The following is a 19,842-nucleotide window of genomic DNA, read 5'->3' as shown; positions in this document are numbered from 1 at the left end:
TCCTCCATCCTATGGAATTAAATAATTTCCCGCATGAACATTAATCATTTTTTCTTTTTCATCGACATCAGACAGCTTAACAAGCGAAATATATTCATTAACCAGCCGTTCCTGGGTTTTTTCAGCCTCAACTAAAACGGAGATGCCGGCAACACTTGCATTGAATTCCTCCAGCATACTAATCATGCCCATTACCGTGCCGCCAGCCTTCATAAAGTCATCAACAATTAAGACCTTTGAGCCTTCCTTGATGCTCCGTTTCGACAGCAGCATGGTCTGAATTCGTTTTGCTGAACCCGATACATAGTTAATACTGACTGTAGGCCCTTCTGTTACCTTACTGTCTTTCCGAACAATCACAACTGGGACATTTAACTGGCTGGCAACCGCATACGCAAGGGGGATCCCTTTTGTTGCCACTGTCATTACCACATCAATTTCCGTATCGGCATATGCTGAAGCGATGACTCTTCCTGCCTTTTGCACAATCTGCGGGTTTCCCAAAATATCTGTTAAATATAAATATCCGCCAGGCAAAAGCCTGTCCGGGTCAGCCATTACATCACAAAGCTCGTTCACAAAAGGCTCTGCTTTTTCTTGACTCACCTTCACAAAAAATTTGACACCACCGGCCGCTCCAGGTACCGTTTGCAATGTGCCAATTCCTCTTTGCTCGAAGGTCTCCTTGACAATAGCCAAATCCTCACTAATGGAAGATTTCGCTGAATCGTACCGTTCTGCAAAAAACGTAAGCGGCACTAACTGGCGAGGATGGTCCAGTAAATAATTTGTCATATCAATCAAACGTTCACTGCGGCGAAACTTCATAATATTCCTCCAAAACCGAATGTTCTAATTGAAGAATACCATTATCATCCGATTTTAATCAAGTGTATGCCGTTCGCCCAACATTCTGACTGCAAAAACTTGGTCGCAAAACCCTCGAAGTCCATTATAAATCCGGTGCATTCGTGAATCATGTTGGACAATTCCAAACACGGTTGGTCCACTCCCGCTCATTAATACTGCATCAGCCCCAAAGCGCTTCATTTGCTCTTTAATTTGCGCTACCACCGGATACGCTTTTAATGTCACATCTTCTAAGACATTCCCTACATTCCGGCAAACATTCGCATAATCATGCTCATTAATAGCTGCAATCATACCAGGAATATTCGGATGGGAAATTTCATTTAAATCGAGTCTTCTGTAAACTTCTGCTGTGGATACTCCAATAAATGGTTTAGCCAGAATGACCCAGCAGGTCGGTGGGGCCGGGAGTTCCGTAATGATTTCCCCTCTCCCTTTTGCTAGTGCCGTACCGCCATATACACAAAAAGATACATCTGAGCCAATTTCACTTCCAATTTCGGCTAACTCATCTAAAGTTAGGCCCAGTCCCCATAATTTATTTAAGCCTCTTAACGTGGCCGCTGCATCACTTGAACCGCCTGCAAGACCTGCGGCAACGGGAATCGTTTTCTCAATAGAAATCAAAACACCCTTTTTAACATCGAAACGACTTTTTAATAACTGTGCTGCCTGATATGCTAAATTGCGCTGGTCATCAGGGACATAGCGATTGTGGGAAAGAATATGTATTCGATCCTGATTTAATAATGTTAATTCTACCCGATCGGCTAAATCAATCGTGGTCATAATCATTTCAACCTCATGATATCCATCAGGACGTTTATGTAAAACATCTAATGCCAAATTAATTTTAGCCGGTGCCTTGACTAAAAGCTTCAAATTGTTCCACCTACTTCTATATTGTCCCGCTCAGCACCCAGCGGGCGCTTCCGTTTCACATTTTGTCCTATTTTACCACAAAACGGCCAATGTAAGACGTGGGATTGAATAAATCCTATCAAAATCAATATTTTATCATTAGATTGCCAGGGAAAAAAGTCTATTTATATTAGGTCATGTTAAAATTTCCTATTGTTCTTTTTTATAGGCGCTGTTAAATTTGGCTGCTAATTTCCTATCCAGGTACGAGCGGTTCGCGGGCGGCTGGGGAGCCTCCTCGGCCCCGTACTCCCGCAGGACATTGAATCATGTCCTTGAAATCCGCCCACGTACGAAGGAAATGCGTTAGCATTTACGAGGAGTCTTCGTGCCTTCCACTTCAATCAACAGTGTTTAAATATCAACAATGTTCTTTAACATAGCCTTTTTATAAATAAACCAGAGGAAATCATCCTCTGGCAGCTGTGGTGAATTTAAGTGTTTATATCAAGTGGAAGCTCCTGATTATGACTGAGGATACTGTCGGCCACGATTTGCCAACTGGGCTTCAGCGAGTTCAACCGCACGTTTTACCATATTGCCTGCATCCCGTGAACGAATGCCGCCCCATCCTTCCTTTTGAACAACATTATAGAATCCTAAATCCTTAGCAAGTTCTTCTTTGAACTGACTTGACATAATCCCTCTTCTTCTCCCCATCAAAACAACCCCTTTCATTCCACAGCATTCTTAGTATGTAATAAATAAGAGTATTTCATAAACGCGGCGATTTCTTTAGACAGCAAAAAGCAGTAAACTTTTCGTTTACTGCCATTCATTGCTTATATACTTAGCTTAACGCTACATGTCCTGATGCTTCTTCATAGAAAGTAATTTGAACAGTTTCCGTTAATACATCCGCATAACTGTACGAAACACGTTCAAACGCATTTTCATCTTGATCTAATTCAATTACGAAAACTGAAGGGTACGTTTCGGCTAATACACCGGAACGTTCGATTGTTTTTCGACGTCCCCCGTTTGCCTTGAGTAACAATCTTTTCCCTAAGTTCGAGTCGAGAGCCTTTTTAATATCGGCTAAAGTTTTTGGCATTCGGTCCACCTCACTATGTTTGAGTATAACACATTGGTCCTGAACTGTCAAACAAAAATATAAATTATATCAGTACAGCAAAATAATTGTCAACATTTTTTCTTCTACTTTTTTTACTAAATTTCAACATTTCTAGCGTTACCTGAAAGAAGCAGTAATATGTATCCAAAAAGAAAAATAAGCCTTACCATTATAAGGACTTATTCTTCTTCTTCGATTAATGGATTATATGGCATCCCAGTCCTTAACACTCCCTTTGTCTCAATTCCTCCCAGCCCCTTTTCACCTGTTAATGTATTTCTTAGTACGTCCCAAACATTAATTCGTTCCATAAAAGGGGTAAAACTTATTTTTGCAACAATATATACAGGGTCAAGAGCGTGGATATTTATTCTGGAGGGAGAGCTGGCAAAATTGGCCCCCGCATGGATCAATGATTCAAAATGGGACTGGCAAGCACCTGCAAAAATAACCAATTGATCTAGATGAGGGATTTTCTTCCGAGCCTCTTTGACAGTTTGCACAAAATGCCGAGAATGTCTGTAAGCATTCAGGTCGCTCATTTTACCTTTTGCTTTTGAATAAGCATCATGGCCGGTAATAACCAAAATATCAGGACGATAATAATCGATTAACTCTCCAATTTTATAAGGCATTTCCTTTTCATTACAATGAATGCCCAATACAGGAACCCCAATTTTCTCATATAATGCCATACACTTTTTTAAATATGAGGGGTCTCCGTCCAGATGAAGAACCCTTCCCGGTATCTGAAAATAATTACTTGGTTTTACATAGCCACCTGTTGCCTCATATTCCCGCCTTTGTCTCAGCAGATCCACATCTTGAGTAAAAAGCTTTAACGACTGCTCTTCAAGTGTCTGGTATTCCCTAGACATCCTCATACGATCATTTTGATTAATAACAACCAAATCGTTGTATGGTGCATCGGCTGCCAACCGGAAATCCTCTCCATATAGAATGGCAACATTCTGGTCATCTATTTTGCGTATATCAATTACTCGAAAGAGAATATCACAGTTATATGAACGTCTGCCGACGATATCCATTATTTTTATCTCCACTGCAGTCACTCCAATTAGACTAGCATTTAGGGCCCTTAAAATAGTTTCTCTCATAGGCTATGCACTTAAATTTGTCCATGTGACAAGAAAAGAAACTGCAGCATTTTTATTGCTTTGTGATCCAATCAACACATAAAGGCAAAATGAACAATGAAATTTATAGGCAAAAAAAATAGACCCTATCAAAAGGTCTATTGAAAAAATTTATATAATTCGTCACTTAGTCTGCCAAATTCAGCAAGAGATAATGTTTCTCCCCTTCTGGAAGGTTCGATGCCACTTGCTGTTAAGGATGTGATAATGTCTTCTTTCTTTTCTTTCCCGTTTGGAAGCTGGCTTGTTAAATTATTCAACAGCGTTTTTCTCCTTTGGGCAAACGCAGCCTTTGTCACCTTAAAAAAGAAGGTTTCATCCTTAACACTGACTGCAGGCCTTTCTCTTAAAGTAAGCCTAATAACAGCAGAGTCCACATTTGGCTGCGGAACAAAAACGGTTTTGGGAACAATCATGACAGTTTCTGCTTCGGTATAATACTGAATGGCAATGGACAAGGAGCCATAATCCTTTGTTCCAGGATTAGCTGAAATGCGATCAGCCACTTCCTTCTGAAGCATACAAACAATCCCGCGAATAGGCAGCTTGTCCTCCAAAAGTTTTATGATAATGGGGGTTGTCACATAATAAGGCAAATTGGCTACCACCATAACATCCTCTATACCGGCCATCTCCTCTGCCAGTACTGCATTTACATCTGCCTTAAGCACATCTTGATGTATTATTTTCACGTTAGAATATGGTGATAGCGTGTCTTCTAAAATGGGCAATAATCGCTGATCAATTTCGAAGGCTGTCACCTTTTTGCTTGCCCGTGCTAGCTGCTCTGTCAGTGCACCGATTCCCGGTCCAATTTCAATAGCTCCAGATTTTTCAGTTAAATTAGCAAAACTAACGATCTTCTTTAATATATTTGTATCAATTAAAAAATTCTGACCTAGACTTTTCTTAAAAGAAAAACCGTATTTCTCCAGAATGTCCCTTGTTCTTACAGGGGTTGCAATATCCTTATCCATTTCGTTCCTCCTGTCTTACAACAGCAAGCGCTTTGGCAAATTCCTGTTTGCTGACTTGAAACATCATTAACCGTTTATGAAGCTGCTTTCCGTTTGTATAACCTATTTTCAGAAGTTTTCCTAACAGAATTCTCCGGTCTTTTGCACCTGCACCGCCTATAAGGCCGGCAGTTACTAGATCCTCCTGAGTAATTTCTTCAGCTATATGTTCATGCATAATTTGAGCATCCTTTAGGGCTTCCCTGATGGCTTCGGGGCTGGCATGTTCGACACCAATTCCTTTATTTCCTTTTGCCAATGCCGCTTCTTTCGGTAAGAAAGCATGTTTGCAGCCCGGCACCTGATGGGCAATTGTTTTTCTAATTTTTTCTCCAGGATAGTCCGGATCAGTAAAAACAATCACACCTCTAGTTCCTTGTGCTCTTTTGATTTTTTCAATTGTTTCTTGATTAACCGCAGAGCCGTTCGTTTCAATTGTATCAGCATCGACTGCCCGATTGATTGCTGTGGTGTCATCCTTGCCTTCCACCACAATAATTTCTTTAATCTTCATTGACCCTCCAAAAAAATTTTATAAAATTGAAAAAAAGTTGAAACATTTTTGTAATGTCCATCGTCTATATTATCGAAACGATTCATAAAATAAAACATAAGAAAAACCTTATATACTCGTTTTTAAGTATAAAGAATTTAGCCTAAAAAGCAAAATGCAGAGGAATACTCCTCTGCAAAATGAATTAATTTAAAATTGTCAGTTTCACCTTTTTTCGTCCCCAGCGATAGCAATCTTCTTCAGATGGCATGAATAAATCAACACGATAACCTTTAATCGCCCCGCCCGTATCAGCAGCAATTGCATAACCATAGCCATCCACATACACCTTTGTTCCAAGCGGTATTATATTTGGATCAACAGCAATTACTTTCATATCAGGATTAGCTCGAAGATTAAGACCAGTTGCTGTCTGTCCGGTACAGCCATTACAATCTTCTGAATAGGCTGTTGCCGTCACATAAAATGAGGTTCCAGTACTTTCCGAACCACGGGAAACTTGATTAGTAAGATCCTTTGTTCCGACAGCCACAATCTTATCCTGTTTCTCTCTAATCGTTTGTTCATTAAGTAATTTCCTTGCAACCTCTTTGCCATTTTCAAGCAATACCTCATATTGCTTGGAAACGAGACCTTGACTACCTTCAGAAAGTGTTTTTTCTGTTCCTTTGGCCAAACTTTCATCCTTTTTTGTCACTACGGCAAATCCAACAGGTTCTTCCACTACATCGGTGACTTTTTCAACTCGAATGACGTTTAACACACCATTCTCTGTTATGTTTTCTGTTAATGACGGTTCAACTCGGTCAAATTCATTAAGGATTATGCCCTGATGCGTTAAAAAGTCAGCGACCGTAGTCGAAGTGGACCATACTGTTTGCTGTTTTCCGCCGTCAACATAGGTAAAATGAAAGGCCTTTTGAATACCAATTTTCATCTTATTCTGGATTGCTGCTTGCGGTCTGGGTGAGATTTTGTCATGATCGTTCCATTTGATCTTCTGCTCATTTAGGAGTTCAGCCACAGTCCCGGCTGTAGTCCAAATCGTTTTCTTCTCGTTGTCCTTGACAATAGTAACCTGTTTTGCCTGTTTCCAAACAATATTCAGGTGATCCTTCACCTTCGAATTAACATTTGGATACAGGTAGTCTTTTGGGCGAATTGCTACATCCAGTTCATCCAATAGCTCTTTAATAGTATCGGCATGAGTTTTTATAATTGTTTCTTGACCATTGAGCGTTATTGCAACAGTTTTCTGCGATTCCTCATAATAAAGAACCCCAAGAGTTGTTAGCAAAACTAAAAAACTAGTAAAAGCAATGGTCAAATTTTTCTCGCTCAAAGACTCGAAAAACAGGCTTTTCATGTTTTTGAATACGATGAAAAACGCCTCCTTTTCTGGGAGAGATATTTAAGAACCATGCTGCCGGCTGTCAACCCTTGCTATTCTGTGAACGTATTTCTAATTATGCACAATACTGGAAAATTTGCAAAGGAAAACTTATCGACATGGTAATCCTATGTAGAAAAGGAGGCGTGTAGAACTTTTTGTTTTCAGAAAAAATTAAGACAAGTTTTCCATACATTCGACAAATTCTTTTAGCATTTTATGGCGAAACATTTCTTAGCATTTTGTGTCGTTGCATGGGCTACTTCTTCAAATGTCAACCCCTTTATTTCGGCAATTTGCTCGGCAACCAGTTTCACATAACCTGGTTCATTGCGTTTCCCGCGATATGGATGTGGAGCCAGGTAGGGGCAGTCTGTTTCAATTAACAAACGGTCTAATGGCACTTCTGCAGCCACTTCCTTCGGCTTTTTGGCATTTTTAAACGTCACAGGACCGCCAAGTGAAATGTAGAAGTTCATTTTTATGCATTCCTTGGCAATCTCCGGGCTGCCGCTGAAACAATGCATAATTCCCCCTACCTCCTCAGCTCCCTCTTCCTTCAGTATTTCTACAATATCTGCTGTAGCTTCACGATTATGAATCACTATTGGCAAGTTAACTTTTTTCGCCAAACGAATTTGTTTACGAAATACTTCTTTCTGAATCTCCTTAGGTGATTTATCCCAATGGTAGTCTAACCCCATCTCTCCCAAGGCAACCACTTTTGGATGGGAGGCCAACGCTTCAATCCATACTAGATCCTCTTCGGTCATATCAATCGCATCAACCGGATGCCAACCGACACAAGCGTAAATAAAATCATATTGATCAGCTAATTCCATAGCCCTTTTGATCGTAGGTCTGTCAAAGCCGACAACCACCATCATCGTCACGCCAGCTTCCTGAGCTCTGGCAATCACTTCCGGCAAATCTTCAGCGTATTGTTCATCATTTAAATGTGCATGTGTATCGAATAACATCTTGTAACTCCTTTTTTAAATTTGTCAAACTCTTAATCTTTACAGCGTTCTCATATCATCAACCCTTGATTCGCTAATCTTTTTTATTAAGGGGATATTTATCTTTTTTTCTACAAAAACCTTCTTTATAAAAAGATAACATAGAAATATCTCGAAATTTGTTTCACGTGGAACATCGAAAAAAGGAAAGCGCCTTTTTAAGGCGCTTTGCTCTTTCTTTTATTCATTATTACTTCACTTTCGCTCCGTTTGGCAGTGATTGCTCAACAGTGGCTAAGGAGAGCTGCCCGTCTTTTGATCCAGCCAGGATCATACCTTGAGATAATTCACCGCGAAGTTTTACTGGTTTTAAATTCGTAATACAAATAACTTTACGGCCGACTAATTCTTCAGGTTTATAATACTGGGCAATGCCGGAAACTACTTGGCGTTTTTCATAACCAAGATCAAGCTGGAGCTTTAACAGTTTATCAGCCTTTTTTACGGGTTCTGCCTGAATGACTTCAGCAACTCGTAAATCAATCTTCATGAAATCATCAATCATAATTTCTTCAGTCAATTCCGGTTTTTCCTCTTGCTTTTCTTCCACAGCAGGAGAAGTTCCTTGCATTTTCGTTTTTATAAATTCTACTTCTTCTGCAATTTCTAGACGAGGGAATAACGGAGCACCTTTATCCACCTTTGTACCGCTTGGGATTACTCCAAAAGTTTCAAGACTTCCCCACGATTTCAGGTTTTCCTCCTGAATCCCTAATTGCTGAAAAATACCATCCGGTGTACGGGTTAAGAATGGTTTTAGCATGATTGCCATTCTGCGTAATGATTCGGCCAAATGAACCATTACACTCGCAAGCTCTTCTTTCCTCTCTTCCTGCTTCGCCAAATTCCATGGCTGAGTTTCATCTATATATTTATTGGTCCGGCTGACCAACTGCCAAATGGCCGTTAACGCCACGGAAAACTCCATTTTCTCCATAGCTTCCTCATATTTTGATACAGTTTCACGATTCACCTGCAGTAATGAATCATCAAATTCTCCTGTTGATCCTGTATAGTCAGGAATCACACCGTTAAAATATCTTTCGATCATGGCAACAGTCCGATTTAGGAGATTCCCCAAATCGTTAGCTAAGTCAAAGTTAATTCTTTCGACAAACCCTTCCGGTGTAAACACCCCATCTGCACCGAAAGGAACTTCCCTTAGCAAATAGTAACGAAGGGCATCTAAACCAAAGCGGTCAATTAATGTTACAGGATCCACTACGTTGCCTTTGGACTTGGACATTTTTCCATCCTTCATTAACAGCCAGCCATGGGCAAACACTTTCTTTGGCAGCGGCAAATCGAGCGCCATCAACATAATTGGCCAATAAATCGTGTGGAAACGGACAATTTCCTTTCCAACAAGGTGAACATCTGCTGGCCAATATTTTTGATACTTCGCGTCATTCTCAGTGTCATATCCAAGGGCTGTAATATAGTTGGATAATGCGTCAATCCAGACATAGATAACATGTTTTGGATCTCCAGGTACCTTAACACCCCAGTCAAACGTCGTCCTTGAAACAGCCAAATCTTCCAATCCTGGTTTAATAAAGTTATTAATCATTTCATTTTTACGAGATTCTGGCTGAATGAATTCAGGATTTTCTTCGTAGTATTGCAATAGACGATCGACATACTTGCCCATTCTAAAAAAGTATGATTCTTCTTTTACCTTTTCAACCGGTCTCCCGCAGTCAGGACAATTTCCATCGATCAGCTGCCGGTCTGTATAAAACGATTCACATGGGGTACAGTACCAGCCTTCATATTGGTCGAGATAAATATCCCCCTGTTTTACCAACCTTGCAAAGATTCTTTCAACCACTTCTTTATGGCGATCTTCCGTTGTCCGAATAAAATCATCATAGGAAATCTCGAGCTTATTCCATAATTCTTTAATTCCAGATACAATTTCGTCGACATACGCCTGAGGAGTTATTCCCTTTTCTTCAGCTTTCCGCTGGATTTTTTGTCCGTGCTCATCGGTACCAGTTAAATACATCACATCAAATCCACGCATCCGCTTATATCGTGCCATTGCATCGCCGGCAACTGTCGTATAGGCGTGTCCTATATGTAAATTCCCGCTTGGATAATAAATTGGTGTTGTAATGTAAAAAGTTTTTAATGTTTCTCCCACAGTTTGTCCCTCCTTATTTCACTCTTTTACCCATTATTGCCTATTTTCTTCTCTTCTATATCATCAAAAATATACCGAAAAATAAGCCTTTATGCAAGAAACGGCCCATTATGGGAGATTCAAGTTAAAAATTATTTCAAAGTATCCCCATAAAAAAATTCATTACCTTCGAATGATGTAAAGTAAGAGGAATGTATGATTTTGTCGAATTATGTAGAATTATTGTTTTTGATGATTTCACTGTTTAAATAATATTAATACTTGTTTAAAATGATCTATCATTTTAGTAAACCTTACTGTATCAATAGGTTGTTATTTTCATTAATTTTTAATATTTTTTTTAAAATAAAATAATTGACGGATATGGGAATGGCTGGTATTATGAATGTATAAGAAATTTGTCGAATAATGGCGAATTAAGAAATGTTAAATATATAGTTTATACATGAGAGGAGATTATAAAAAATGAAATCTACTGGTATTGTTCGTAAAGTTGATGAGTTAGGCCGCGTGGTTATTCCGATTGAATTAAGACGTACACTTGGAATTGCAGAGAAAGATGCACTAGAAATTTATGTTGATGATGACCGCATCATCTTAAAAAAATATAAACCAAACATGACTTGCGCAATCACTGGCGAAGTTTCTGATGACAATCTGCAACTTGCTGGCGGAAAGTTAATTCTTAGCCGTGAAGGTGCAGAACAGCTTGTAAAAGAGATCCAATCAAGCTTTGAAATCGCTAAATAATCTTCTTTATATAAATGGCTCCAGAATCAATTGATTCTGGAGCTTTTTGTTAATCGATATGAAATGCTTGATAAACCTCTCGTTTATTCATACCTCGGTCTTTTGCTGTTTGTTTAATTGCCTCTTTTGAAGCCATGTTTTTAACAGAGATATAATGATTCACATGCTCTTCAATTGTTAACTCTTCCCACCAATTAGATTCTACTGCTTGCCCTGTTTCCGAACCTTCAATAATTAAACAAAACTCGCCGCGAATTTCATCTGTATTGGCCCACTCCATGATCTCCTCAAGACTGCCTCTTATAAATTCCTCAAACTTCTTTGTTAATTCCCGGCATAATGCCACTTTTCGATTACCAAGAATCTCAAACATTAGTAATAATGTTTCTTTCAGGCGATGTGGCGATTCATAGAAAATCAGTGTGGCCGTCTGGTGTTTCAAACCTTCAAGCTCTTGACGCTTTTCCTTTTTATTACGATGAAGGAATCCATAAAAATAAAACGGCTGACAGGAAAGTCCGGAAGCAATTAATGCAGTCACTGCAGCATTCGCACCCGGCAGCGGAACGACGGTCAACTGTTCCTGAACTGCCTGCATCACTAGTTCGTAGCCTGGGTCAGAAATGGCTGGTGTCCCTGCGTCACTAACCAAGGCTATTTTTAGGCCCTCCTTTAATTTATGGATTAGTTTCTCGCCGCTTGCTTCTTTATTATGTTCATGATAACTGACAATTGGCGTATCAATTTCAAAATAATGCAGCAGCTTTTTTGTATTCCTTGTATCCTCCGCAGCAATTAAATCCGCCTCTTTTAATACTTTTACAGCCCGAAAGCTCATGTCCTCCAAATTTCCAATTGGTGTAGGAACAAGATACAAGATTCCTTTTTCTGTTTCATGCTCAAAGCTTTTCTGCTGCCACATCATGATCACCCGTTTCTCTCATTAAGAACTCTAGCTTTTTCCTGCGGGGAAGCTGCTTAAAATAATATTCCGCCCGCAGTGCTTCGCTTTTATTATCAAACTTTTTAAAGTAAGTTAACTTGACAGGCCCACGGCCTCTTGTATATTTTGCCCCTTTGCCTTCATTATGCAGTCTTACCCGCTTCTCGAGATTATTCGTGTAACCGCCATAAAGACTGCCATCATGACATGTCAGCACATAAAAATAATACTCGTTATTCTCCATATAAAATCTCACTAATTTCTTTTGTATATTCACCGTTTTCCTGATATACAGTGAGAGGCGGAATAATTTTCAAATCAGGGCTCCCATCTTTAATGGCTTCTACCAGCATGGTGTTCGCCTCTTTCCCTTGTTTTGGATAAACAAATTGAAGACGTTTTGGCTCGAGACGATATTTTCGCATTAAAGTAACCATATCAAGCAGCCTGCCTGGACGGTGAACAAATGCAGCTTTGCCTCCCTGTCTAAGCAGATCACTAGCAGCTTTGATGGCATCCTCCAACGTACAATGAATTTCATGGCGAGCAATGGCCAAGTGCTCATTTAGATTAATCTCGCCTTGAGGAGGAGTCGTAAAATACGGAGGATTGCAGGTGACAATATCAAATTTTCCATACCCCAGTGTCTGGGGCATTTCCTTTATATCCCCATGTACCATCGTAATTTGTTCATCAAGTTTGTTATATTCAATGCTCCTAACGGCCATATCATACAGCCTTTCCTGGATTTCAACACCGGTGATTTTCCCTTTGGTCCTCGCTGATAAAAATAACGGAATAACTCCATTTCCGCTGCACAAGTCAATGAGATTCCCCTTCTGGATTGGAACGTACACAAATCTTGCCAGCAGTACAGCATCAAGCGAAAAGGCGAAAACGGAGGGGCTTTGAATAATTCTCAAGTTTTCCGCCAGCAAATAATCCAGACGTTCATCTTCTTTCAATTTGACCACAAATACCATCCTATCTATAAAAATAGAGGCTGAATCCTCAGCCTCTTTTACGTTACTTCTTATTCAGAAACGAAAGGCAAAATAAACAATCGCCATCCTTGCGAAGGCTGCCAAAGTGAAGGTTACAAATATGGAATCCCTCATGGTACAAACGAGCCAGATTATCATAGCCTTCTCCGACATCAAACGACTTGGCGTTGGACTCACCTTCCAATACGGCTGTCCCCTTTTTCAATTCTGCTGCTTTTGTTTCTTCTTCCGTGGTTACATCTAAACGGCGCCTTAAATGTTCATTTTCCAGTTTTAAATAATGATTCTCTTCTAGTATTTCAGCCAGACGCTGCTTTAATTCCCCAAGCTGCTGGTAAAGATGGCCAATTTGTGTTTCCATATTACTAACCGATTCAAAAACTTCTTTTTTATCCACGCCTTCCACCTCATTAATCTGTGGATTGAATAGAAAAGGCACCTTCTTTAATGATTTCATCCAAAGTATACTCCAGAACCCGTTCTTGTTCCTTTAGCTCCACCTGAAGTACCCGCTCTAATATATTGATTCCTACGACTTTCCCTTTACCTTGCGGTGTTTCGATGATTTCCCCTAAATCAGGTAATGCTTCTTTTGCTGTCTCATATTCATCATTTTCATATTTTAAACAGCACATAAGTCTGCCGCATAATCCAGAAATTTTGGTTGGGTTTAACGATAAATTTTGATCCTTCGCCATTTTAATGGAAACAGGATCAAAGTCCCCTAAAAATGTTGAACAACACAGCATTCTGCCACAAGGGCCAATACCGCCCAACATCTTCGCTTCATCACGGACACCAATTTGACGCAATTCAATCCTTGTCCGAAAAATGGCTGCTAAATCTTTAACCAATTCGCGAAAGTCGACTCTACCATCAGCTGTAAAGTAAAAAATGACTTTGTTACGGTCAAATGTATATTCCACATCCACCAGCTTCATATCAAGCTGATGTTCATGAACCTTTTGGTTACAAACAGCATAAGCCTCCTCTGCTGCCTGGCGATTTTCCTCTACAATCATACGATCTTTCGGATCGGCAATTCGGACCACCTTTTTTAACGGAAGAACAACATCATGCTCCTCCACTTGTTTCCGAGCAATAACAGCCTTTCCATATTCAACGCCGCGAACTGTTTCGACAATTACAAAGTCGTCCTTTTGAATTGAGAGGTCTCCTGGGTCAAAATAATAGATTTTTCCCGCCTTTTTAAAGCGTACTCCTACAACATCATACAAATGAAGATCCCTCCTGCAATTTTAACACAAGCTGTTCCATCATAAGCTGAGGATTCATATTAGCGGCAAGCTTTCTTTTTGCTTCAAGAATCACGGACATTTGAACCGTTAGGCTCCGACCAGATGTTTGTAAAGCAAATTGCCTTAAATGAACCATTTCATTCTTAAACACAATTTGCTCCTCTTTATCTAATTGTATATAAAGTAAATCTTTTAAAAAAAGAAGTAAAAGGTCTAAACCACGATTTATTTGTTCTCTTTCTTTAAAGTGTGCAAACCATTCGCTCTGAAGCGTTACCAACGCCTCGAGCGGGTTCTTTTTCAACACCTCATATAATTTTACCACTATTTTTTGGGCTTGTGCAAACCATTCATCTGTATTTAGTACAAGAGCTTCCTCTAAACTGTTTGTTAAACTTGCCAATATTGGCGCCTTTTCAGGTGCTACACCGTTTTCTATCAATTGTTCAATCATGATTTTCGGTGCCAGCGGCTGGAAAGGCAAAACTTGACACCTCGACAGAATAGTAGGTAGAATTTGCTGAGGCTGCTCTGTTAATAGGAATGCAACAGTTTGGGCATGAGGTTCTTCAAGAAACTTTAGTAAACTATTGGAGGCACTGACACTCATTTTATCAGCATGGAAAAGCAGGTAGACCTTTTTCAGAGACTCTACACCTTTTTTAGAGAACTCTGCCTGCAATTCTCGTATTTGGTCAACCTTTATGGACAATCCCTCTGGTTCTACTATATGGACATCCGGATGGTTGCCATGGTTAATCCGCCGGCAATTATGGCAGGTTTCACACGGTTTATAGCCATCGATTAAAGAAACACAAAAAAGAGCCTTGGTCAGTAATAATCCTATTTCCTTTTTCCCAGTGCCCCTTTGCCCTTCAAAAAGATAGGCGTGAGCCACCCGGTGCTTCACTAAGCTCATTTTAAGCATTCTTAATACTGTCGGTTGCAATTTTTCCAGCTGATCCCATGTTTTAACCATGCTCATCACTCACTTACATTTAAAAAATAATTTGCCTTCATTCTGATCTCTTTCAGGAAATGGTACGGCCAAATGGCCAATCCATTTTTAGAAATGGATAAATTGTTCAATTGGGAGGACAAATACAGTCGCTCCCCCGACCTCCACTTCAACAGGGTATGGTACATAGGAGTCTGCGTTCCCCCCCATTGGGGATACAGGAGATACTAGCTGTTCCCTTGATCTGCAATTTTCCTGAATAATTTTTAAGGCGCGGTCCACTCGAATATCTTCAGTTCCAATCATAAATGTAGTATTCCCGGAGCGCAAAAAACCGCCTGTACTCGCCAGCTTCGTTGCTCTAAAGTTATTTTCCACCAATGCTTTCGACAAACGATTGCTATCCTGGTCTTGAACTACAGCAATAATGAGTTTCATATGATTCATCCCCTCCATTTAATTTCCGAGAGATTCTTCCTTTTCTTCTATTATACAGGGAATCGTTCCAGTTTTCATTCTTGGACAAAAGGGTTAAAAAAAAAGCCTTACAATGAAGGCTGTACTTTTTCTTCTATAAGCTTTAGCACGGTTTGAAATACATCTTGGATTGCTCCAGAGGCATCTACTTTCATGATACGTTCTGGAAAACACTCTAACAGGATATGATATCCTTCTCTCACCCTTTGGTGGAATTCAAGAGTTTCCAAGTCTAAGCGATTAATCTCTCTTTCCTTATTCCTATTAATGCGCATTAATCCTAATTCCGGTTCAATGTCAAAGTAGATGGTCAAATTCGGCATCATTTGTTCAATTGCAAACTGGTTAATGGTCAATACCTCTTCTATTCCCAATCCTCGGGCATATCCCTGATAAGCCAATGAGCTATCGACAAACCGATCACAAAGTACCACCTTTCCCTCTTCTAATGCAGGCTTAACCCTCTCTATTAAATGTTGTCTTCTTGCAGCTGCATAGAGCAATGCCTCTGTTCTTGGGTCCATGGCTGTATTCTCCTTAGCCAGTATGACCTTGCGAATTTGCTCTGCAATATCAATCCCACCTGGTTCTCTTGTAACTAATACATTTTTAAGGTGTTCCGCTATCATACTAATAATTGTTGTTTTCCCTGCACCATCAGGGCCCTCAAAAGTAATAAATGTCCCATTCTTCATCTGAAAAACCTCCAAAACTGTCTTACGCTTAAGTTGTACTAAATACCTTGATTAACCCTTGTTTTAGAAGGCTTCCGCCTTGAAATCTCGCACCGGATGCCAATAAATGTTGAAGTTGATCGAGCTTTTCTATAGTGATTCTTTCACCTTTTAATAACAAGGGGATTCCTGGAGGATAAGGAATAATGGTTTCTGAACATACATGCTGTCCTGCCATTTTTATGGGTAGCACTTTTTCCTCCAGGCAGGACATCTCTTTAAATGCTATTGCCAGCTCTGAAATTTTGGGCCCTTCTATTTCCCTAGCCCTTTTCACACTATGTACCGGGAAACCTTTTAAAGCCTGTTTTATTTTTGAAACAGACTCCTCCAATGGATAATGCTGTCCTGCCTTTAATAATGGGAGTATAAAGAGAATATTATTAGGGTCTGCCATCTCAGTATAAATGGCTTGCCGTTCAAACTCACTTTGGAGTTCAAATCCGCTATAGCCGCATTGGCTCTGTACCGTTACCTTTAATACATCACCCTGATGGTCTTCGAATTCTAATACCTTTAGAGCAGGAATGCACTCTAGTTCTTTCTTAAACCCCTGAATTTCCGCAAACAAATAGGTTGCATCCTTTTGCTCGTATCCTGCAATAAAGCTTCTGGAAATATCCAGTGAGGCCATAATAGGGTAAGACGGGCTGCTTGATTGCAGCATGCTCAAATATGTCTTTACTTTATCTAATGATAGAATTTCACTATTAAAATGTAAATAAGAGCCCATTGTCATTGCCGGAAGTGTCTTGTGAGCAGATTGGACAACTACATCAGCACCCAATTCTACCGCAGAAGCCGGAAAAGGACTGCCGACAATAAAATGAGCACCATGTGCCTCATCTACTAAAACGGGTATATGGTGATTATGTGCTTCTTCAATCATTTTAGACAAATCAAAAACCATCCCATAATAATTGGGATAAGTTAAAATAAGGGCTTTTGCCTCGGGATATAATTGAATGGCCTGTTTTACTGTCGAGAAACTGACTTCAGAAGCTACCTGCCAATCCTGATTATAATCAGGTTCTAAAAACACGGGACGTGCCTTTGATAAATTTAAAGCATTTAAGATAGATTTATGGCAATTCCTTTGCACAAGTACCACATCATCTTCTGAACAAGCTGCCATCACCATTGCCAAATTACCTACAGTTGAGCCATTAACAAGAAAATAACTTTTTTTCACTTTATATAGATCAGCCAGAAGGCCCTCCGCTTCTAATATGGCTCCTTCTGGTGCATGCAAATCATCAAGTCCAGATAATTCTGTTGCATCTATACGTAGAATATACGAAAAAGGTCCACTCTCGACAAATGGCGATAAATGGCCGTATTTATGTCCTGGCACATGAAAGGACACAGGTTCCTGATTTGCATGTGAGATTAAGGCTTCATATAAAGGTATCCTTGATTGATCCATTTTTACATACTTCCTTTTAAGTGTCTTTCTTATTTTAACAAAAAACCAGTGGGTATTCCTTTCTTAAGACAAAAAAATAAAGCCCTTTAAAAGAGCTCATTAGGAAAAAATTTCTGGGGTTGTTATTTTTTTCAATTTGTTTAAAAAGTATTTATACCTGGGATCATCTGTATCCGTTTGAATTAAATCCGTTTCACATTCCGTACAAATAAAAGAAGTGTATAGATGTATGCCTCTTGGTTTTAGGTGTTCACAAATAACACACGTTTCCCCAACCTCATTATGTGCCAAACCTGAATTCAATTCCTCCACCTCCATACATCCATTCTGCCCGCAAATCATTAATTTATTCAATTTTTGGAATTTTCCTTCGTTAACATCCTAATAAATATACTATGTTGAATATTGAATTTGGGTGTATGTCTCCAACAGAAATCTCCATTTAATAAACATTTTATTTTTGGCGCTGTTAAACTTAGCTCCTGCATCTTAATCTATTCAACAAAATATCCTTATAAAAATAAAAAAGACAACCTTAAAAGGTTGTCCTTCATTTGCCTGGCAGCGTCCTACTCTCACAGGGGCTTTCGCCCCAACTACCATCGGCGCTGAGAAGCTTAACTTCCGTGTTCGGTATGGGAACGGGTGTGACCTTCTCGCCATCACCGCCAGACTATTTTGTTGAGGTTTCATTCCCTCAAAACTAGATAATACAGAAGAAACGTTTAAGAACGAGTTCGCTTTATTCATATTGCTATGACTTGGTTAAGTCCTCGATCGATTAGTATCAGTCAGCTCCACATGTTACCACGCTTCCACCTCTGACCTATCAACCTGATCATCTTTCAGGGATCTTACTAGCTTGACGCTATGGGAAATCTCATCTTGAGGGGGGCTTCATGCTTAGATGCTTTCAGCACTTATCCCGTCCGCACATAGCTACCCAGCGATGCCTTTGGCAAGACAACTGGTACACCAGCGGTGCGTCCATCCCGGTCCTCTCGTACTAAGGACAGCTCCTCTCAAATTTCCTGCGCCCGCGACGGATAGGGACCGAACTGTCTCACGACGTTCTGAACCCAGCTCGCGTACCGCTTTAATGGGCGAACAGCCCAACCCTTGGGACCGACTACAGCCCCAGGATGCGATGAGCCGACATCGAGGTGCCAAACCTCCCCGTCGATGTGGACTCTTGGGGGAGATAAGCCTGTTATCCCCAGGGTAGCTTTTATCCGTTGAGCGATGGCCCTTCCATGCGGAACCACCGGATCACTAAGCCCGACTTTCGTCCCTGCTCGACTTGTAGGTCTCGCAGTCAAGCTCCCTTGTGCCTTTACACTCTGCGAATGATTTCCAACCATTCTGAGGGAACCTTTGGGCGCCTCCGTTACTCTTTAGGAGGCGACCGCCCCAGTCAAACTGCCCACCTGACACTGTCTCCCACCCCGATCAGGGGTGTGGGTTAGAATTTCAATACAGCCAGGGTAGTATCCCACCGACGCCTCCACCGAAGCTGGCGCTCCGGCTTCTCAGGCTCCTACCTATCCTGTACAAGCTGTACCAAAATTCAATATCAGGCTACAGTAAAGCTCCATGGGGTCTTTCCGTCCTGTCGCGGGTAACCTGCATCTTCACAGGTACTATAATTTCACCGAGTCTCTCGTTGAGACAGTGCCCAGATCGTTACGCCTTTCGTGCGGGTCGGAACTTACCCGACAAGGAATTTCGCTACCTTAGGACCGTTATAGTTACGGCCGCCGTTTACTGGGGCTTCGATTCAGAGCTTCGCTTGCGCTAACCCCTCCTCTTAACCTTCCAGCACCGGGCAGGCGTCAGCCCCTATACTTCGCCTTGCGGCTTCGCAGAGACCTGTGTTTTTGCTAAACAGTCGCCTGGGCCTATTCACTGCGGCTCTTCGAGGCTATTCACCTCAAAAAGCACCCCTTCTCCCGAAGTTACGGGGTCATTTTGCCGAGTTCCTTAACGAGAGTTCTCTCGCTCACCTTAGGATTCTCTCCTCGCCTACCTGTGTCGGTTTGCGGTACGGGCACCTTTTATCTCGCTAGAGGCTTTTCTTGGCAGTGTGGAATCAGGAACTTCGGTACTCTATTTCCCTCGCTATCACAGCTCAGCCTGTTCGAAAAGCGGATTTTCCTGCTTCTCAGCCTAACTGCTTAGACGCG

The 19,842-nt window shown here is 40.7% G+C and carries 21 protein-coding genes and 2 rRNA genes (1 of these 23 only partly in view); 1 reads left to right on the top strand and 22 read right to left on the bottom strand.

Annotated elements, in window-relative coordinates; all coding sequences use genetic code 11:
• Positions 1-9 precede the first annotated feature (9 nt).
• The 10 genes from purR to metG form a co-directional block, all read right to left on the bottom strand.
• Positions 10-828, bottom strand: a complete 819-nt coding sequence (gene purR / locus HPT25_RS08200) for a pur operon repressor (RefSeq protein WP_173062489.1) — start codon at positions 826-828, stop codon at positions 10-12.
• A gap of 54 nt (positions 829-882) precedes the next feature.
• Entirely contained in the window at positions 883-1,752 is an 870-nt protein-coding gene (gene ispE / locus HPT25_RS08195) for a 4-(cytidine 5'-diphospho)-2-C-methyl-D-erythritol kinase (RefSeq protein ID WP_173062486.1), read from the bottom strand.
• A 504-nt stretch (positions 1,753-2,256) separates the two neighbouring features.
• Positions 2,257-2,451: a small, acid-soluble spore protein, alpha/beta type gene (locus tag HPT25_RS08190; RefSeq protein ID WP_173062483.1), complete on the bottom strand. Its 195-nt coding sequence runs from the start codon at positions 2,449-2,451 to the stop codon at positions 2,257-2,259.
• 130 nt (positions 2,452-2,581) lie between these two features.
• Complete coding sequence (veg, locus tag HPT25_RS08185) at positions 2,582-2,845, bottom strand: biofilm formation stimulator Veg (protein ID WP_173062479.1); 264 nt, start codon at positions 2,843-2,845, stop codon at positions 2,582-2,584.
• Between the two features lie 200 nt (positions 2,846-3,045).
• Positions 3,046-3,930 carry a sporulation peptidase YabG gene (gene yabG / locus HPT25_RS08180; protein ID WP_173062476.1) on the bottom strand — a complete coding sequence of 295 codons (885 nt, stop codon included), beginning with the start codon at positions 3,928-3,930 and terminating at the stop codon, positions 3,046-3,048.
• Between the two features lie 191 nt (positions 3,931-4,121).
• Complete coding sequence (rsmA, locus tag HPT25_RS08175) at positions 4,122-5,000, bottom strand: 16S rRNA (adenine(1518)-N(6)/adenine(1519)-N(6))-dimethyltransferase RsmA (RefSeq protein ID WP_173062473.1); 879 nt, start codon at positions 4,998-5,000, stop codon at positions 4,122-4,124.
• Positions 4,993-5,553 (bottom strand): ribonuclease M5, encoded by a 561-nt coding sequence (rnmV, locus tag HPT25_RS08170; protein WP_173062470.1) that lies wholly within the window; start codon positions 5,551-5,553, stop codon positions 4,993-4,995. Before rnmV ends, rsmA begins: the two co-directional genes overlap by 8 nt.
• Before the next feature lie 184 nt (positions 5,554-5,737).
• A complete protein-coding gene (locus HPT25_RS08165) occupies positions 5,738-6,919 on the bottom strand; it encodes a G5 and 3D domain-containing protein (RefSeq protein ID WP_173062467.1) in 1,182 nt (393 codons plus the stop codon).
• 233 nt (positions 6,920-7,152) lie between these two features.
• The gene (locus tag HPT25_RS08160; protein WP_173062464.1) at positions 7,153-7,923 is read right to left on the bottom strand and encodes a TatD family hydrolase; all 771 of its coding nucleotides are present in this window, start codon (positions 7,921-7,923) and stop codon (positions 7,153-7,155) included.
• Positions 7,924-8,152: 229 nt separating this feature from the next.
• Positions 8,153-10,108, bottom strand: a complete 1,956-nt coding sequence (gene metG / locus HPT25_RS08155; RefSeq protein ID WP_173062461.1) for a methionine--tRNA ligase — start codon at positions 10,106-10,108, stop codon at positions 8,153-8,155.
• Positions 10,109-10,573: 465 nt separating this feature from the next.
• On the opposite strand from metG, the gene abrB reads away from it, so the two are divergent.
• Complete coding sequence (abrB, locus tag HPT25_RS08150; RefSeq protein WP_173062458.1) at positions 10,574-10,858, top strand: transition state genes transcriptional regulator AbrB; 285 nt, start codon at positions 10,574-10,576, stop codon at positions 10,856-10,858.
• A 49-nt stretch (positions 10,859-10,907) separates the two neighbouring features.
• Here abrB and rsmI read toward each other — a convergent pair whose 3' ends face one another.
• The 12 genes from rsmI to HPT25_RS08090 all read right to left on the bottom strand — a co-directional run.
• Positions 10,908-11,780, bottom strand: coding sequence for a 16S rRNA (cytidine(1402)-2'-O)-methyltransferase (gene rsmI / locus HPT25_RS08145; RefSeq protein ID WP_173070995.1), 873 nt, complete (start codon positions 11,778-11,780; stop codon positions 10,908-10,910).
• Positions 11,758-12,045 (bottom strand): GIY-YIG nuclease family protein, encoded by a 288-nt coding sequence (locus tag HPT25_RS08140; RefSeq protein ID WP_173062455.1) that lies wholly within the window; start codon positions 12,043-12,045, stop codon positions 11,758-11,760. Before HPT25_RS08140 ends, rsmI begins: the two co-directional genes overlap by 23 nt.
• Positions 12,035-12,784, bottom strand: a complete 750-nt coding sequence (locus HPT25_RS08135; RefSeq protein WP_173062452.1) for a tRNA1(Val) (adenine(37)-N6)-methyltransferase — start codon at positions 12,782-12,784, stop codon at positions 12,035-12,037. Before HPT25_RS08135 ends, HPT25_RS08140 begins: the two co-directional genes overlap by 11 nt.
• A gap of 43 nt (positions 12,785-12,827) precedes the next feature.
• Entirely contained in the window at positions 12,828-13,202 is a 375-nt protein-coding gene (gene yabA, locus HPT25_RS08130; RefSeq protein WP_173062449.1) for a DNA replication initiation control protein YabA, read from the bottom strand.
• Between the two features lie 13 nt (positions 13,203-13,215).
• Complete coding sequence (locus tag HPT25_RS08125) at positions 13,216-14,043, bottom strand: PSP1 domain-containing protein (RefSeq protein WP_173062446.1); 828 nt, start codon at positions 14,041-14,043, stop codon at positions 13,216-13,218.
• Positions 14,036-15,043: a DNA polymerase III subunit delta' gene (holB, locus tag HPT25_RS08120; RefSeq protein WP_173062443.1), complete on the bottom strand. Its 1,008-nt coding sequence runs from the start codon at positions 15,041-15,043 to the stop codon at positions 14,036-14,038. The genes HPT25_RS08125 and holB overlap by 8 nt, the downstream gene beginning before the upstream one ends.
• 87 nt (positions 15,044-15,130) lie before the next feature.
• A complete protein-coding gene (gene darA, locus HPT25_RS08115) occupies positions 15,131-15,460 on the bottom strand; it encodes a cyclic di-AMP receptor DarA (protein ID WP_173062440.1) in 330 nt (109 codons plus the stop codon).
• A 107-nt stretch (positions 15,461-15,567) separates the two neighbouring features.
• The gene (tmk, locus tag HPT25_RS08110; RefSeq protein WP_173062437.1) at positions 15,568-16,194 is read right to left on the bottom strand and encodes a dTMP kinase; all 627 of its coding nucleotides are present in this window, start codon (positions 16,192-16,194) and stop codon (positions 15,568-15,570) included.
• A gap of 28 nt (positions 16,195-16,222) precedes the next feature.
• The gene (locus HPT25_RS08105; RefSeq protein WP_173062434.1) at positions 16,223-17,659 is read right to left on the bottom strand and encodes an aminotransferase class I/II-fold pyridoxal phosphate-dependent enzyme; all 1,437 of its coding nucleotides are present in this window, start codon (positions 17,657-17,659) and stop codon (positions 16,223-16,225) included.
• A 99-nt stretch (positions 17,660-17,758) separates the two neighbouring features.
• Positions 17,759-17,977, bottom strand: a complete 219-nt coding sequence (locus tag HPT25_RS08100; RefSeq protein WP_173070993.1) for a sigma factor G inhibitor Gin — start codon at positions 17,975-17,977, stop codon at positions 17,759-17,761.
• 238 nt (positions 17,978-18,215) lie between these two features.
• Positions 18,216-18,332 (bottom strand): 5S ribosomal RNA (gene rrf, locus HPT25_RS08095).
• Between the two features lie 88 nt (positions 18,333-18,420).
• A 23S ribosomal RNA gene (locus HPT25_RS08090) occupies positions 18,421-19,842 on the bottom strand; it runs 1,513 nt beyond the window's last position.

It is taken from the genome of Neobacillus endophyticus, from assembly GCF_013248975.1.
Lineage (GTDB): Bacteria > Bacillota > Bacilli > Bacillales > Cytobacillaceae > Neobacillus > Neobacillus endophyticus.
This window is presented reverse-complemented; position numbering and strand designations above follow the sequence as displayed.